This is a genomic window from Variovorax sp. Sphag1AA (assembly GCF_014192575.1).
Lineage (GTDB): Bacteria > Pseudomonadota > Gammaproteobacteria > Burkholderiales > Burkholderiaceae_C > Variovorax.
The window spans coordinates 520,625-535,440 of the sequence record NZ_JACHYC010000005.1; the positions used below are offsets into that span (position 1 = coordinate 520,625).

Annotated in this window: 14 protein-coding genes and 3 riboswitches; of the genes, 5 read left to right on the top strand and 9 right to left on the bottom strand. The window is 65.9% G+C overall.

All coding sequences use genetic code 11. The features are described from left to right. The first annotated feature begins 1 nt into the window (after window position 1). On the top strand, window positions 2–1,174 hold the full coding sequence (tgt, locus tag FHW64_RS22020; protein ID WP_184530139.1) for a tRNA guanosine(34) transglycosylase Tgt: 1,173 nt from the start codon (window positions 2–4) through the stop codon (window positions 1,172–1,174). On the opposite strand, the gene FHW64_RS22025 is transcribed toward tgt, so the two are convergent. Further along, entirely contained in the window at window positions 1,171–2,091 is a 921-nt protein-coding gene (locus FHW64_RS22025; RefSeq protein ID WP_184530141.1) for an aldose 1-epimerase, read from the bottom strand. The genes tgt and FHW64_RS22025 overlap by 4 nt on opposite strands. Window positions 2,092–2,219: 128 nt before the next feature. On the opposite strand from FHW64_RS22025, the gene FHW64_RS22030 reads away from it, so the two are divergent. Then, window positions 2,220–2,999, top strand: coding sequence for an SDR family NAD(P)-dependent oxidoreductase (locus FHW64_RS22030; RefSeq protein ID WP_184530143.1), 780 nt, complete (start codon window positions 2,220–2,222; stop codon window positions 2,997–2,999). Here FHW64_RS22030 and FHW64_RS22035 read toward each other — a convergent pair. The 7 genes from FHW64_RS22035 to FHW64_RS22065 form a co-directional block, all read right to left on the bottom strand. Beyond that, window positions 2,972–4,060, bottom strand: coding sequence for a zinc ribbon domain-containing protein (locus tag FHW64_RS22035; RefSeq protein WP_184530144.1), 1,089 nt, complete (start codon window positions 4,058–4,060; stop codon window positions 2,972–2,974). The two genes, FHW64_RS22030 and FHW64_RS22035, sit on opposite strands and share 28 nt — an antisense overlap. Window positions 4,061–4,094: 34 nt before the next feature. Next, on the bottom strand, window positions 4,095–4,979 hold the full coding sequence (locus FHW64_RS22040; RefSeq protein WP_184530146.1) for a DUF2145 domain-containing protein: 885 nt from the start codon (window positions 4,977–4,979) through the stop codon (window positions 4,095–4,097). Beyond that, a complete protein-coding gene (locus FHW64_RS22045) occupies window positions 4,976–5,434 on the bottom strand; it encodes a hypothetical protein (RefSeq protein WP_184530148.1) in 459 nt (152 codons plus the stop codon). Before FHW64_RS22045 ends, FHW64_RS22040 begins: the two co-directional genes overlap by 4 nt. Before the next feature lie 14 nt (window positions 5,435–5,448). Further along, window positions 5,449–5,934, bottom strand: coding sequence for a YiaA/YiaB family inner membrane protein (locus FHW64_RS22050; protein WP_184530150.1), 486 nt, complete (start codon window positions 5,932–5,934; stop codon window positions 5,449–5,451). 103 nt (window positions 5,935–6,037) lie between these two features. Beyond that, the gene (locus tag FHW64_RS22055; RefSeq protein WP_184530152.1) at window positions 6,038–6,700 is read right to left on the bottom strand and encodes a phosphatase PAP2 family protein; all 663 of its coding nucleotides are present in this window, start codon (window positions 6,698–6,700) and stop codon (window positions 6,038–6,040) included. A gap of 10 nt (window positions 6,701–6,710) precedes the next feature. Continuing rightward, entirely contained in the window at window positions 6,711–8,663 is a 1,953-nt protein-coding gene (locus tag FHW64_RS22060) for an MFS transporter (RefSeq protein WP_184530154.1), read from the bottom strand. 26 nt (window positions 8,664–8,689) lie between these two features. After that, window positions 8,690–9,532, bottom strand: coding sequence for a hypothetical protein (locus FHW64_RS22065; protein WP_184530156.1), 843 nt, complete (start codon window positions 9,530–9,532; stop codon window positions 8,690–8,692). A gap of 125 nt (window positions 9,533–9,657) precedes the next feature. Between FHW64_RS22065 and FHW64_RS22070 the strand changes: the two genes are divergently transcribed. From FHW64_RS22070 to FHW64_RS22080, 3 genes are all read left to right on the top strand, one after another. Continuing rightward, window positions 9,658–10,392: a helix-turn-helix transcriptional regulator gene (locus FHW64_RS22070; RefSeq protein WP_184530158.1), complete on the top strand. Its 735-nt coding sequence runs from the start codon at window positions 9,658–9,660 to the stop codon at window positions 10,390–10,392. Window positions 10,393–10,536: 144 nt separating this feature from the next. Beyond that, a riboswitch (glycine riboswitch) is annotated at window positions 10,537–10,644 on the top strand. Between the two features lie 79 nt (window positions 10,645–10,723). Continuing rightward, entirely contained in the window at window positions 10,724–11,965 is a 1,242-nt protein-coding gene (locus FHW64_RS22075) for an FAD-dependent oxidoreductase (RefSeq protein WP_184530160.1), read from the top strand. A gap of 43 nt (window positions 11,966–12,008) precedes the next feature. Further along, a riboswitch (glycine riboswitch) is annotated at window positions 12,009–12,112 on the top strand. Then, window positions 12,113–12,218, top strand: a riboswitch (glycine riboswitch). Window positions 12,219–12,273: 55 nt separating this feature from the next. Then, window positions 12,274–13,587 carry a D-amino acid dehydrogenase gene (locus FHW64_RS22080; protein WP_184530162.1) on the top strand — a complete coding sequence of 438 codons (1,314 nt, stop codon included), beginning with the start codon at window positions 12,274–12,276 and terminating at the stop codon, window positions 13,585–13,587. Here FHW64_RS22080 and FHW64_RS22085 read toward each other — a convergent pair. After that, the gene (locus tag FHW64_RS22085; RefSeq protein WP_184530164.1) at window positions 13,548–14,816 is read right to left on the bottom strand and encodes an FIST N-terminal domain-containing protein; all 1,269 of its coding nucleotides are present in this window, start codon (window positions 14,814–14,816) and stop codon (window positions 13,548–13,550) included. The two genes, FHW64_RS22080 and FHW64_RS22085, sit on opposite strands and share 40 nt — an antisense overlap.

The following is a 14,816-nucleotide window of genomic DNA, read 5'->3' on the forward strand; positions in this document are numbered from 1 at the left end:
CATGCTGAACTTCGAACTCCTCGCCACCGACCCTTCGAGCCATGCGCGCCGAGGCACGCTCACGCTGAACCACGGCGTGGTGCAGACACCGATCTTCATGCCCGTGGGCACGTACGGAACCGTCAAGGGCGTGATGCCGCGCAGCCTCGAGGAGATGGGTGCACAGATCATCCTCGGCAACACCTTCCACCTGTGGATGCGTCCGGGTCTCGACGTGATGTCGAGCTTCGGCGGCCTGCACCAGTTCGAGAAGTGGAACAAGCCCATCCTCACCGACTCGGGCGGCTTCCAGGTCTGGTCGCTCGGCGCCATGCGCAAGATCAGCGAAGAAGGCGTGAAGTTCGCCTCGCCGGTCAATGGCGACAAGCTCTTCCTGACGCCCGAAGTGTCGATGCAGATCCAGACCATCCTCAACAGCGACATCGTCATGCAGTTCGACGAGTGCACGCCGTACGAAACCCAAGGGCACATCACCACTGAAGCCGAAGCGCGCAAGTCGATGGAGCTGAGCCTGCGCTGGGCGCTGCGCTGCCAGCATGAGTTCGCGCGCCTTTCGAACCCCAATGCACTCTTCGGCATCGTGCAGGGCGGCATGTTCGAGAACCTGCGCGAAGAGTCCCTCGCAAAACTGGTCGAGATGGACTTCCCTGGCTACGCGATCGGCGGCGTGAGCGTCGGCGAGCCCAAGGACGAGATGCTGCGCATCATGGCCCACACACCGCATCGGCTGCCGGCACACAAGCCGCGCTACCTGATGGGTGTTGGCACGCCCGAGGACCTCGTCGAGGGCGTAGCACAAGGCGTCGACATGTTCGACTGCGTGATGCCCACGCGCAATGCGCGCAACGGCACGCTGTTCTCACGCTACGGCGACCTCAAGATGCGCAACGCGCGTCACAAGAGCGATCCGCAGCCGATCGATCCGAGTTGCACGTGCCACGCCTGCGCGGGTTCATCGGGTGTGTCGTGGAACGACGGTGGTCGCGAGGGCTTCAGCCGCGCCTATCTGCATCACCTGGATCGTTGCGGCGAGATGCTCGGGCCGATGCTCACGACCATCCACAACCTGCACTACTACCTGAACCTGATGCGCGAGATCCGCGAAGCACTCGACGCGGGTCGCTTCAGCGAATTCCGTGCGCAGTTCAAGGCGGATCGCGCGCGCGGCGTCTAGCGCGCCGAGCGCAGAGTCCAGTTCCCCGAGAGGGTCTCGCCCGGCGCCAATACCGCACCGCCGACTTCAGCGGGGACGTAGCGGTCCGCGAGGTTGATCGCGTCAGTGCACTGGCTCACCGGCTCGGCGCAGAAATGATCGGCACCGCCGGGGCAGTACAGCACGAAGAAGTCGAGCGGCGGTTCGGCTGACATCACCAGCGTGCGCGACGAGCCGGGCCAGTCGATGCGCGCGGCGTGCTGCCAGCCGGCGAAGTTGTTGTCCAGGTCAAGCTCGGACAGAAGCACGCCATCGCGCAACTGCGCCACCTCCGCAGTGGGTTCCAAGGCCACTGGCATGACTTCCGAATCGCCGCGCCACATGGCCGAAGTCGCAGTCTGCAGTCGCGTGCCAGCGCGGTGCGGAAAGTAAGGGTGATGTCCGATGCCAGCCGGCATACGCACGGTGTCGCGGTTGGTCAGCGAGACGGTGCAGCGAAGCCCTGTCGAATCCAGTTCGAAAGTCTGTGAAGCAGCGAATCGCCATGGCCATTGCGAATCGGCATCGACGTCGAGTTCGAGCCGTGCCTGTGTCGCCGATGCCTCTGCAACGCGCCACGGTCGCATCCAGCCGATGCCGTGCAGCGGATGCTTGCCCGACGGGCCGGCAGGATGCCCCGCGCGAATCGCGATCTCGCGCCCTTCGAAATGCGCGCGTCCGTCGCGGATGCGGTTGCACCAGGGCAGAAGCGGAAAGCTTGCCATCGCGAAGAGATCGCGCTGCGCCAGAGCTTCGTCGGTTGCCGGGCGAAGCCAGTCGAAGCGAGTGCCGCCCTCGACGTCGTAGAGCGCAGTGACTGCGCCACCGATCGCCGGCGCCAGCTCGAGGCGCAATGCGCCCGCTTCAAGCCGAACACGTTCTGTCTCGTTGTCGTTCATCGAATCGCACCACGGTTCGCTGTGATCGCGGCATTCTCGTTCACACGGGTGGCATGCAACACTACCGCGCGTCAAAATCGCGCAAGCCCGGCTCTTCGTCCGGGCTGATCTTTCATGGGAACTCCGACATGACCGAATCGACTTCTCCCGCCCCCTCGGCCAGCTATCCGTCCCTGAAGGGCCGCACCGTGTTCATCTCGGGCGGCGCAACGGGAATCGGGGAAGCGCTCGTGCGGGCCTTCCAAGCGCAAGGCGCGCGCGTGGGCTTCTGCGACATCGACGTGGATGCCGGCCGCGCGCTGGTTGCTGCGCTAGGCGGCGAGAACCCACCGCTCTTCCTTCAGTGCGACGTCACGGATGTGTCCGCGCTGCAGGCCACCATCGCTGCGGTGCGCGCGCAATTCGGCCCAATCCGCGTGCTGCTCAACAACGCAGCGAACGACCGCCGGCACGAGATGGAAGACGTCACCAGCGAGGACTTCGACCGGCTCGCCGCGATCAACTTCAAGCACCAGTTCTTTGCGGCGCAGGCCGTGGCGGAGGACATGCGCGCATCCGGCGGCGGTTCGATCATCAACTTCGGCTCGGTGAGCTGGATGATCAAGGGCCGTGGGTACCCGGTCTACCAGGCGTGCAAGTCGGCCGCGCGCGGGCTGACGCGAGCGCTGGCACGCGACCTCGGCAAGCAGAACATCCGCGTCAACTCGCTGGTCCCGGGCTGGGTGATGACCGAGCGGCAACTCAAGCTCTGGGTCAAGCCCGAGTCCCACGCCGAGATCGATGCCGCGCAGTGCCTGCCCGGCCGCGTCATGGCCGAGGACATCGCCGCCATGGCGCTCTTCCTCGCCGCCGACGATTCGAAGATGTGCACCGCGCAGGACTACGTGGTGGACGCCGGCTGGACCTGAGGCAACGACGGATCGCGCGGCGCAGCCGCCATCGCGCCTGTTCCGCAGGCATGGCAGAAGCGTGCGAAGGCGCTCTTGCGCGTCTTGCAGGCGTGGCAGTGGTCGAAGAGGCCGATGCCGCAGTGCGGGCAGAAATCGATCTCGGTGTTCTTCAGATCCACAGGTCGCTCGCAGCCAGGGCACACGCCCTTGGCGAGCCGTGCGAGCGCGGTGTCGTAGCTCAGCTCGTTGCGCCGCACCGTATCGGGCTGTGACTCCGCAGCCTTCTGGCGCTCGAGGTAGCGGTTGAGCGCGACGATCGCGTAGCGCCCCACGAGCACCGTGATCAGGATGCCCACCGCGTAGCGCACGTAGCCGCCATAGCTCGGCAGATAGGGAACGAGTTCGACGAAGAACGCGAACAGAGCGAAGAAGATGAAGCCCCACACGAAGGGCCACCAGGTGCTCTTGCGCTTCTTCGCGAAGAGCCATCCCGCGATGACCAGCAGCGGCAGCGTGAGCGCGAGGCGGTAGAGGAAGACGCGCAGCTCGACGCGACGGTTCTCCGCATCCATGCGCGTGCGCGCGTCGTCCTCCAACTTCGCGAGTTGCTCCGCAGCGCGCTGGCGCGACTGGCGCGCATCGAGCGCGATCTGGCGTTGCGCGCCCACAGCCCTCTCGGCTTCATCTTCCTTCTGCTTGAGCGCATCGAGCGCCTTCGTACGCGCGATGAGTTCGGTGTCCTGGTCCGGCTGCGCTGTCGCGTGGCGCGTCGCGAGCCAGTTCGAGAAGGTTTCCCGCGCCGCACGGCTGGCCTGTCGCGCAGCGACCAGCTTGAGGTCGGCCTGCTCGCGATCGCGCACAGCCTCCTGCTCGACGCGCTCCGTGTCGCGCACTGTGTTGCGCAGCGGGTCGGCGGCGGCGCGGTCGATGAAATCGTCCAGCTCGATCCGGTGCTCGACCCTCGGCAGGTCGCCGACGATGGTGCTGCCCAGCCCGATGAGGAAGCTCGCGAAGATCACTGCCACGACCCAGAGGCCGCGACGAAACCACTTTTCGGACAGGCGCAGGGATTTGCTCATGAAGGTCCTTTTCTGGAATGTGGCGGATTCTGGTCTAGAGCTTGAACACGACTGGCGCGGCACCAAGGCCTGCCCTCGGCATCCACGCGAACACCGAATCCACCGTCACGGTTTCGATGCGATCGGTGAAGCGCTTTTCGTTGGGATGATCGTCGAAGGCAACGTTGGCCGACCCCACACGACCGCCGAGGCGCGTCAGCGGCCCGAGGCGCAGCGTCGTCGGCTCATAGCCCTTGAAGTGCAACCACGCCTGCGCCTGGTCGCGATTGACGATGGCGCCCGGCTCCATCGCCCCGGCCATGGTTTCGATGACCCACTGGTTCGACTGCTGGTACTTGTGCCCCCAGGCGTAGCTCACGATGCTGTATGGCGCGGTGTGCAGGCGCGTGATGCGCGCCGGTGGCTCGTTGAGCGCCGCAAGCAGTTGTGTCTGCACAGCGGGCGTCGGAACGATCCACGCGGCCTCATAGCGAAAGAGATCGTCGAGAAAGAACTCTCCGAGGCCCTGCCGGTAGACCGTAGCCACCGCCGTGCCGCACTGGTTGAGCTTGTGCACCACGCGCCAGTTGCCTTCCGCAGTCTTGTAGGCGAGCCCGAGATGCGAGTAGCGCAGGTCGTACTTGCTCAGGTCCTGTCCGGCGCGCGCCAGCAGCACCACCTTCGCGCCACTGGCATCGAGTTGCTGCGAGGTGCGTTCAGCGAGCTGCATGCCTTTCACGATGGTGGCCGCAGTGGGCCTGCCTTGCTCACACGACCGCCCGGCATGCGCATTGAGAGGGAACAGAAACACCCCGGCCAGAACGACCGCAGCCGCCGTCAGGATCGCCTGCACCACACCCTTCAGCAGGCGGCGTGCCCGCGAGACGCGCGCCTGATATTCGCGTTCATAGGGGCCGAAGTTCGTGGGTGTCCGGGTCATGAGAGTTTCTCGTTGTAGAGCAGCGCGCGACCGAGCGCATTGGGTACGAAGGCCAGCACTTCGCCGGCCGCCGAAATGACGACGCCGCTTGCGATGACCGTGACGGTGACCGTGCTCCCGATCACGACCGATGCGCCGCGTGCCGTGCGGTCGAGCACCTTCACGCTCGCCCTGGCGCCATCCGACACGCGTTCGAGAACGTACACTGTGCCGTCAACAGAGGCTTCGACCGCCACCACGGTCAGGGTCGCACCGCCGACCGAAAGCGCCACCGGCACCGTGGCGACAGCACTTGCCGCAGCCCCCGAGACCGAAGCCGCGCCGACCACCGAGGCGACCGGCAGCATCGACAGCGCCACCGATGCCTCGCTCTGCGCGCGCGCAGGCAGCGGGAACGAGAGATTGACCGTCGCCGCGCAGACGGCCAGGAGAAAGGTGAAGAAGTACTGCTTCATGATGGGTTCTCCTTTCATTCGGCTTCGCGCGACTCGGCGCGGGCTTCGCGGCGACCTTGCAGGCGGGCTTCGGCGATATCGGCCTCGTGACGGTCGCGCAGGGTCTTGGCGAGCGTGAAGGCCGAGCTGATGAGGAACAGCCAGCTCACACCCAGAAAGGCCTTGTAGGTTTCGCTGATCTCCATGCGCAGGAGGCCCCAGCCGGTGAGCGCCATCGCGGTGAAGAAGCCGCCCCAGACAACCAGCTTCCACATCGGGGTGTCGCCGGCCGAAAGCGCATGGCCGCGCTGGCTGTCGCGCACGAACTTGGCAAGCACGAACGCAGCCGAGAGGCAGAACACATACCCCATCACCATGAACGCGCGATCGAGGGCCTGGCCCGGCAGCCAGCCAAGGCCGGTAGCGCACAGGAAAACCGCCAGTCCGAACGAGATCCAGACCTGGACCTGCCAGGCGCGGGTATCGCGTTGGATGGAGATGTTCGAAGGGTAGGTTTGCATGTCGGCCTCGCGGCGAAGTGAAGGTGCGCGGATGATGGTTCGCGCTTCTCTGCCCTGGAACAAATTAACGAACCAGTGGCGCCTTCCAACGCTTTCGGTATCGCTACTCGATACCGTTTCGCGAACCGTTCCGGCGGGCCAGGAGGTCGGCGCGGGTATAGACGCGGTCGGTTCCCGCGAGACGCATGGCAATGACCTCCAGGGCACTCTGCGTCGGTGCCGCTGTGCCGGGCCGCTGGAGAAGCGCCGGCGTCGCGAGGCTCAGCGCCACGAGCAGCCAGCTCAGTCGAGGATGCGGCGAACGATGCTGCCACCAGAGGAACATGCCGCTCACCGCCGCGCCGAGCAGAAAGCCGGCCAGGACTTCCGAATAGGAGTGCGCGTCCAGCGCGATGCGCGAGACGCCGATGACGGCGGCGAACATCAGCCCGATCACGGCAGCGGCGACGCGGGCGCGGTGATCCTGCCGCGAAGCCATCAGCCAGGCCGCCACGGGCCAGATGCTGGCCGACAGCGCCGTGTGCCCGCTGAATCCGGTGAAGTCGATCGCCGCGATGCCGACACCCCAGCCCAGGAAGGCGAGCTTGGACACCAGGATCACGCTGCAGCCGAGACCGAACACCAGCACCCAGCGCACCGCCGAGACGCGCGTCCCCCGGGGCAGTCCGAGCCAGGCGGTGATCCACAGCGAGGCAGGCAGCAGAAAGCCGCTGTCACCGAACCAGGTGACAGCGGGCCAGAGTGTCTGGGGAAGCAACGACAGCATCAGGCGAGACTCATGCCCCCATGAGTCCGCTCACGCGCTGCTGCAGGACATCGGGCTGCACATCGGCATAGGGCACCGCGTTGCCGACGTTGAGCCCCACGCGGCTGAAGTAGCCACGCCGGAACGGCCGCACCATCGCGACGTTCTGCCCATCGCGCACCTCGACGCGGCTGAAGAAGGAGCCCCAAAGGTTGGTCAGCGCCATGGGCACGACCGGCGGCTCGATGCCTTCGGCGCGTGCGGCTTCGAGAATCTTCATCACGCCGCCCTTGAAGGGCTGCAGCTGGCCGTCCCTCGTGATCGCGCCTTCCGGGAAGATCGCCAGCAGGTCGCCTTCGCGAAGCACCTGCACGGCTTGCCTGAAGGCGTCTTCGTAGGCGCCCGGATCTTCCTTCTGCGGCGCGATCGGAATGGCCTTCGCCAATCGGAAGAGCCATCCGAGCACCGGCACCGCGAAGATGCGGTGGTCCATGATGAAGCGGATCGGACGCGGGCTTGCGGCCATCAGCAGCACCGCGTCAATGAAGCTCACATGGTTGCAGACCAGCACCGCCGCACCTTCGTTCGGGATGTGCTCGCCACCCTTCACGCCGAAGCGGTAGACGACATGCGAAAGGATCCATGAGACGAAGCGCAGAAGGTACTCCGGCACCAGCATGAAGATGTAGAACGCGACGACCGCATTCGCGATGCCGATGATCAGGAAGATCTGCGGGATCGTGAAGCCGGTCTTCAGGAGCGCCCCGGCGATCACCGCACTGGCGATCATGAAGAGCGCATTGAGGATGTTATTGGCCGCAATGATGCGCGCGCGGTGTGTCGGCTGACTTCGCATCTGGATGAGCGCATACATCGGCACGCTGTAGAGGCCCGCAAAGAGGGACAGCAGGCCGAGGTCGGCCAGCACGCGCCAGTGCGCCGGCTGGTGCAGGAATGCGCCAAGCCCCAGATCGCCAAGCATCGGCAGCGAACGAGACGCGAAGTAGAGATCGATCGCGAACACGCTCATGCCGATCGCACCGAGCGGCACCAATCCGATCTCGACCTGCCGGCGGCTCAGTGTTTCGCACAGCAGCGAGCCGATCCCGATGCCCACCGAGAACACCACCAGCAACAGCGAAGCCACCTGTTCGTCGCCGTGCAGGACCTCCTTGGCGAAGCTCGGAAACTGGCTCAGGAAGGTCGCGCCGAAGAACCACATCCACGAAATACCGAGGAGCGAGCGAAACACCACGACGTTGCCATGCGCGAGCTTGAGATTGCGCCAGGTTTCGCTGACCGGGTTCCAGTTGATCTGCAGCCCCGGATCGGTCGCCGGTGCGGCCGGGATCGCCTGCGCCACCGCACGCCCGACCAGCGCCAGCAGCACGCAGGCTGCCGCCACCGAGGTATGGCCGATCTGCGGCACAGCGACGAGCAGGCCGCCCGCAACCTGGCCGAGCAGGATGGCGACGAAGGTGCCCATCTCGACCATGCCGTTGCCGCCGGTGAGCTCGCGCGAATCCAGCACCTGCGGCAGATACGCGAACTTGACGGGTCCGAAGAGCGTGGAGTGCAGCCCCATCAGGAAGACGCATGCGAGCAGCACCACGGCATCGGCCCGCATGAAGCCCCAGGCGGCGATCAGCATGATCACGATCTCGATGTTCTTGACGAAGCGGATCATCTTCGTCTTGTCGAACTTGTCGGTGAGCTGTCCCGCGGTTGCCGAGAACAGCAGGTAGGGCAGGATGAAAAGCGCGCCGATCACCAGTCCCGCCATGGACGGCGGCATCCAGCTCAACTGGAGCTGGTAGGTCACCATCACGGTGAAGGCGAACTTGAAGAGGTTGTCGTTCGCCGCACCAGCGAACTGCGTCCAGAAGAACGGCGCGAAGCGCCGCTGCCCGAGCAGTGCGAACTGGTTGGCGTGCGCCTGCGCGTCGTGCGCGGCGGAGGATGATGCGTTGGCGGTCGTTGTCATTCGCAATGCCTGGTTGGCGGCCTTCCTCAAGCCGTCACGGTGACGGCGCCCGGATTGTGCCGCAGCGTCTGCCGTCCGATGGCTTGCAATGCGTGCAGCACCGGGAGTGCCGCGAGCGCTGCCGTCAGGTGCTTGAGGCTGTGGCCCGAAATCAGGTGGTGTGTCGCTTCAAAGATCGCGTGGTCGGCAAGTTCGAAGAGCTTCGCGAGTGCATAGAAGAAGATCACCCACCCCAGACGGAGGCCCACCGCGCCGGTCGTCGGTCGCGCAAACGAGAGCAGCACGATCAGTGCCATGCCGCCGAACTGCACCAGCGCCCAGGGAAGCGCATTGCCGGTCTCGTGGCATACCGCTGCGGCGAGCAACCCACCGATCAGCGTGAACCATGCGGCGGGCCATCCGGCGCGAGCACTCACTCGTTCGCAAGTCGCGAATCCGACCACGCCGGCGAATGCCACGGCCATCCCAGCACGATCCGCAGCCAGTCGCACGCTGTCGGGCTGCAGGTGATAGAAGGCCGATCCGAGTGCAGTCAGGATCAGGCCGGCGAAGAACATCCAGGCGCAATCGAGGGCGTTCACAGGCAGGTGCCACCCGGTCTGCTGCGCCGGCGCGGCATCCTGTGCTTCCTCGTGCGCCCGATCGAGCCAACGGAGCCAGCGCAGGCCCCAGAGGCCGATCGCGGCGAACGGCAGGTTGCTCAGCACGTCCATGGCGTTCGGCAGCGCGCCCCACGCCTGCTCATCGGCGAAGGTGGCGCTTCCGAGGCCGGAGACGGGAATGGCCGGACCGATGACGGCGGCCAGCAGGAGCACCGCGAACAGCGAGAGGAGGTAGCGTTCGCGAATCGAAAGGGACGAGAGCGACATGGCGGACTCCAACAGATAACTCGATGGGCGCAATCTAGGTTGCCAACCCCCTCCACGGCATCGAGAATCGATACGGAGCACTTATCCACCACCGCCGGTATCGCCGGGCAATACCTCCCTTCGCAATGAGCACCACCGTCGACCTGGTTGTCGCCCTCAAGAACGAACTCAAGAACGCCCGCATGACCTATGCGGATCTCGCCAAGTCGCTCGACATGGCCGAATCCAGCGTGAAGCGGATGCTCGCCAAGGGCGACATGCCGCTCACCCGGGTCGACGCCATCTGCCGGGCGCTGAAGATCGACTTTGCGGAACTCGCGCGCCGGGTCGCGGACTCGCAGCCGCTGCTCAAGGAGCTCACGCTGGAGCAGGAACAGGCAGTGGTCAAGGACAAGAAGTTGCTGCTGGTCGCCATCTGCGTCCTGAGCCAGTGGACGCTGGAGCAGATCGTTGCCGCCTACCGGATGACCGAGCCGGAGTGCATCGGCTATCTCGCGCAACTCGATCGCATCGGCATCATCGAGCTGCGCCCCCTGAACCGGTATCGCCTGAAGCTCGCGAAGACCTTCCGTTGGCGGCCACATGGCCCGGTGATGGATTTCTTCCGCGAGAACGTGGTGCTCGACTACTACCGCGGCGGCTTCGACGGCCCATCGGAAGGGCTCCTGCTGGTGCACGGATCGATCAGCAAATCGCTCGCGCCGGCCTTTCTGGACCGCCTCCAGCGCGTCGCCCAGGACTTCGCGCAACAGCATCAGACCGATCAGAAACTGTCGCCAAAAGAGCGCGAGGGCTACACCCTCCTGCTCGGAATGCGCAACTGGGAGTTCGAACTCTTCACGCGTCTGCGCCGGAACTGACTCACACTTGAAACAGACAGAAACCGGTTTCTTCTATAAACTTCGCCCCGCAGAAAAGCGGACGGCAACCGTCCCACCGTTGGCGCAACCTCCCATGAACGCTCAGGTGAACCGCAGCGCGGTTCGTTGACTGCCCCATATTGACCAATGCCGACTGGAGAGACGCCGCATCGACGTGGCGCACCGAAGGAGCAAGTCCGCTGCATGCCGCAGCCGATGAATCTCTCAGGTAAAGGAGACAGAGGGAGCGGCTATCTGAACCCCCGGTCCCGACGCTCGACACAGTGAGTGCTCGCCCCGGCCGTTCATGCCCTCCCAAAAGGATTCGGACATGCGCGTGGTAGTACTCGGCGCCGGCCTTCACGGCGTCACGACAGCCTATTACCTTCAGCAGCTCGGTCACGAGGTGATCGTTATCGATCGCCATGCGACGCCCGCTGCAAAGGCCCGGGGCCGGATCCCCTCCCCCGAGGGCGCCACGCCATTCAATGCCGGCGCTGCATCGCTGCCGACGAAGCCTGCGCAGGGGCGCTGGTCGCGTCTGCGGGCGCTGGTGCGGCGCCGCTTCGGAAAGCTCCTCGACCACGCAGTGGTGCCTCCAGGAAGCAATCCGCTCGACCACATGGTCCGCCTTGCCGTCTACAGCCGACGAAGCGCTCTCGCGCTGCGCGACGAATCCGGCATGCCGCAGCGCCCGCGCTCGACCGGACAGATGACCGTCTACACCGATGCCCAGTCGTTCCGGGGACGCATCGAACGCGCTCCCCACTGGTCGGAACTGGGTTGCGAAGACCGCCTGCTGTCGGCCGACGAAGCCGTCGGCCTGGAGCCTTCGCTGCAGCTCATGGGCGGCCGACTTGCTGGTGCGACCTATTCGCCCGAAGACCCCGCGCGCGACCCGTCGCAGTTCGCAGCGGGCATCGTCTTCCTGTGCCGTGCAGCCGGCGTGCGCTTCATGATGAAGCACACGGTGGTCTCGCTGAAGGAGCGCAACGGCCGCATCGATCACGTCGAGCTGCTCGATCCGCAGGGCGAGCGCGTGTTCGTGCGTGCGCAGTCGTACGTGCTTGCGCTCGGTGCCTCGAGCGTTCTGCATGGCGAACATCTGGGTATCGACATGCCGATGAACTTCGTGCGCGAGTACGTGGTCACGCTCCCCATCAAGGACCTGTCGATCGCGCCCCGTCTGTCGCTGCACGACCGCCAGGGCAAGCTGCGCATCCGACGACTTGAGAACGCCGGCGGTCACCACCTGCGCATCACCTCGACCGTCCGCGTCAAGGACGACGAAGAGAACGAACCCGACTCGGACCGCTTCGATGCAATCCTTCGACGCGTCGAGACGCTGTTCCCCGGTGTGGTCGACACCCGCCGCGCGTCCCTCGAAACCGCGATGCACGCGGTCAGCAGCAACCGCCTGCCGATGATCGGCAAGACGCGCCTGCCCAACCTCTTCCTCAACACCGCCCCCGGCACGCCGAGCTGGACCCATGCGCTCGGCGCAGGCAAGTCCATCGCGCGCATCGTCAGCGGCCTGCGCCCCGAGCTCGATTTCGCCTTCCGCGGCCTGTAACGCTGTAGGGCTGTAGCCGTTCCGCGGCGAAGTCCCTACAATCGCCGCACTTGCAGGAGAGCGGGCCGCGAAAGCGGCTCCACCGAAGGCGCAAACTCCCATAAACGCTCAGGTCGGCTCGCAACGAGCCTGTACTGCAATCAACTGTCAGAGCCGTCTGGAGAGCCATCACGCCATGTGATGCACCGAAGGAGCAAGCCCGTTGCGGGTGCAACGGGTGAATCTCTCAGGTACCGAGGACAGGGGGAGCGGCCGCTTGGATACGGGTTTTCGTTCGTCCAAGCGCTGCAACCTTCAAGGGTTCTGAAATGCGCGTGATCGTTCTTGGCGCCGGCCTGCTCGGCGTGACCTCGGCCTACTACCTCCAGCAACTCGGCCACGAAGTGACCGTGATCGACCGGCAAGCCACGCCGGCCGCTGAAACCAGCTTTGCCAACGGCGGGCAGATCTCGGTGAGCCATGCCGAGCCTTGGGCGAACCCCAGTGCGCCGCTCAAGGTGCTGCAGTGGCTCGGCAAGGAAGACGCACCGCTCCTCTTCCGCCTGCGCGCGGACATGCGGCAATGGCTCTGGGGACTGCAGTTCCTGCGCGAATGCACGCCGGCGCGCACGCGCCACAACATCGAACAGATCGTGCGACTGGGCACCTACAGCCGCGACACGCTCCAGCAACTGCGCCGCGACACCGGCATCGGCTACGAGCAGCGGACGCAAGGCATCCTGCACTTCTATACGGACAAGAAGGAATTCGATGGCGCGCTCGAACCGGCCGAGCAGATGCGCGCTCTCGGCTGCGAGCGCCGCGTGATCTCCGCCGACGAGGCAGTCGCCATCGAACCCGCGCTGGCGCACATCCGTCCGCAACTCGCCGGCGCCACCTACACAGCCGAGGACGAATCGGGCGACGCCAACCGCTTCGCACGTGAACTGGTGAAGCTGGCTGAAGCGGCCGGCGTGCGCTTTCTCATGAGCCACACCGTGACCGCGTTGCGCGAAGCCGGGGGGCAGATCGATCACGTCGAAGCCACCGACAGCGAAGGCCGCTTCCAGCGCATTCGCGGCGACGCCTTCGTGCTCGCGATGGGCTCGCTCAGCCCGCTCTATGCGGCGCCGCTGGGCATCCGCCTGCCGATCTATCCGGCCAAGGGCTACTCGGTGACGATGCCGGTGATCGATCCGTCGAAGGCGCACCAGGTTTCGCTCACCGACGACGAGTTCAAGCTCGTCTTCTCGCGCTACACCTCGCCCACCGGCGACCGCCTGCGCATCGCCGGCACTGCGGAGCTCAACGGCTACGACCGCGACCTCAACCGCGTGCGCTGCGAGGCGATCGTGCGTCGGGTGGAGCAACTCTTCCCCGGCGCGGGCGATGCGTCACAGGCGCAGTTCTGGACCGGGTTGCGCCCCGCAACGCCGAGCAACGTTCCGCTGATCGGCGCGACGAAACTGCCGAACCTCTTCCTGAACACCGGCCACGGCACGCTCGGATGGACGCATGCCTGCGGCTCGGGCAAGTCGATCGCCCGCATCGTGAGCGGGCTCGCGCCCGAGGTGGATTTCGCGTTTACCGGCCTGCGCGCCGCTCAGTCGTCGGCGGTAAAGACCGTCAGCACCCCGGTATAGCCATACAGGTGATGCCGCGCGATCTCGCCGGCGGCAAAGAAGCCGACGAGTGGGACGTCGCCGAGCGCATGGCGCACGATCTGCAGTTCGGCGTTCGGCGCGCCGAAGTGCGGGCCGCCACGGCCTGAGCAGCTCACGTACACCGCGCCCGCGACGCGACGCGCCGGGTGCGGCGACGCGCCGGTTTCATCGCCCGCGACTGCGCGCGCAGTGGCGAGCGTCTGCTCCTCGGGCTCCAGCTCCTCGCGGATCTCGGCGCAGACGCGCATCAGGTCGGCACGCGCGGCCTGTGCGTTGCGCCGGCAGAAGGTCATGTGCATGCCCACCTCGGCCACGTCGGCAATCGCCACGCCGCGCCGCGTCGGATCGAGGCCGATGATGTGCCGCACCCGCACGTCGGAGCCCAGGTCGCGCGTGCGGCGGACGCGATCGGTGCCGGCTTCGGAGAGCCCCACCAGCGTCGCGCGCACCGCGGCGATGGCCTCCTCGGGCGCATCGAGCGACACATCCAGGTCCTCGAGCAGCACATCCAGGGCCGGCCGTCCGTCGAGCGCGAGCAGCAGGTTGCCGTCAGCCTCCGTGATCTCGCGCTCGCCCGATACCGGCTGGCAGCCCTGCGTGACGCGCGACACCAGGCGCACGCCTTCGCCGAACACCACGCCCGACAGGCCGCCCGAGAACACCCCGCCATGCGCACCATGCCCCGGAATGTTGCCGTTGCCGCCGACCGCAAACTGCAGCGATCCGGCGCGCCCCGATGAAAGCCCACCGAAGAGGTAGCCGGTGTCGGTGCGCTCCGCCATCTCGGCGATCAGTTCGGCGAGTTCGGGCGTGTGCGGGTCGGCATGCACGAGTGCCGTGTGCGCCGAGAAGCCGCTCATTTCGGTGCTCGCAAGAGGTGCCACACCGGAGAACACGCGGTACTGGTCGCTCGGCAGTTCGCACAGCATCACGCTGAGCGCGGGTTCGTCGAAATACTCGGCGTTGTTGGCCGACACGCCAACGCCGACGGTGCCGGACCAGTCGGTCACCTCGGGCAGTTCGGCGGCCAGGTGATCGAGGATCTCCTGGGCATCGGCCGAGTAGTGATCGGTGATGTAGAGCAGGCCCAGCGTCGGCGACTGCGCGTAGTCGGGCAACGCCATCTGTGCCCGAAGTTGCGCGAGCACCAGCCCTGCAGCCATGCGCCATTGCGGATGAGTGGCGTGGCCTGAGGGAAACATCTTCAT

Coding starts and splice junctions, on each gene's coding strand:
- tgt (WP_184530139.1), top strand. CDS start 2: ATGCTGAACTTCGAACTCCTCGCCACCGACCCTTCGAGCCATGCGCGC.
- FHW64_RS22025 (WP_184530141.1), bottom strand. CDS start 2,091: ATGAACGACAACGAGACAGAACGTGTTCGGCTTGAAGCGGGCGCATTG.
- FHW64_RS22030 (WP_184530143.1), top strand. CDS start 2,220: ATGACCGAATCGACTTCTCCCGCCCCCTCGGCCAGCTATCCGTCCCTG.
- FHW64_RS22035 (WP_184530144.1), bottom strand. CDS start 4,060: ATGAGCAAATCCCTGCGCCTGTCCGAAAAGTGGTTTCGTCGCGGCCTC.
- FHW64_RS22040 (WP_184530146.1), bottom strand. CDS start 4,979: ATGACCCGGACACCCACGAACTTCGGCCCCTATGAACGCGAATATCAG.
- FHW64_RS22045 (WP_184530148.1), bottom strand. CDS start 5,434: ATGAAGCAGTACTTCTTCACCTTTCTCCTGGCCGTCTGCGCGGCGACG.
- FHW64_RS22050 (WP_184530150.1), bottom strand. CDS start 5,934: ATGCAAACCTACCCTTCGAACATCTCCATCCAACGCGATACCCGCGCC.
- FHW64_RS22055 (WP_184530152.1), bottom strand. CDS start 6,700: ATGCTGTCGTTGCTTCCCCAGACACTCTGGCCCGCTGTCACCTGGTTC.
- FHW64_RS22060 (WP_184530154.1), bottom strand. CDS start 8,663: ATGACAACGACCGCCAACGCATCATCCTCCGCCGCGCACGACGCGCAG.
- FHW64_RS22065 (WP_184530156.1), bottom strand. CDS start 9,532: ATGTCGCTCTCGTCCCTTTCGATTCGCGAACGCTACCTCCTCTCGCTG.
- FHW64_RS22070 (WP_184530158.1), top strand. CDS start 9,658: ATGAGCACCACCGTCGACCTGGTTGTCGCCCTCAAGAACGAACTCAAG.
- FHW64_RS22075 (WP_184530160.1), top strand. CDS start 10,724: ATGCGCGTGGTAGTACTCGGCGCCGGCCTTCACGGCGTCACGACAGCC.
- FHW64_RS22080 (WP_184530162.1), top strand. CDS start 12,274: ATGCGCGTGATCGTTCTTGGCGCCGGCCTGCTCGGCGTGACCTCGGCC.
- FHW64_RS22085 (WP_184530164.1), bottom strand. CDS start 14,816: ATGAAGATGTTTCCCTCAGGCCACGCCACTCATCCGCAATGGCGCATG.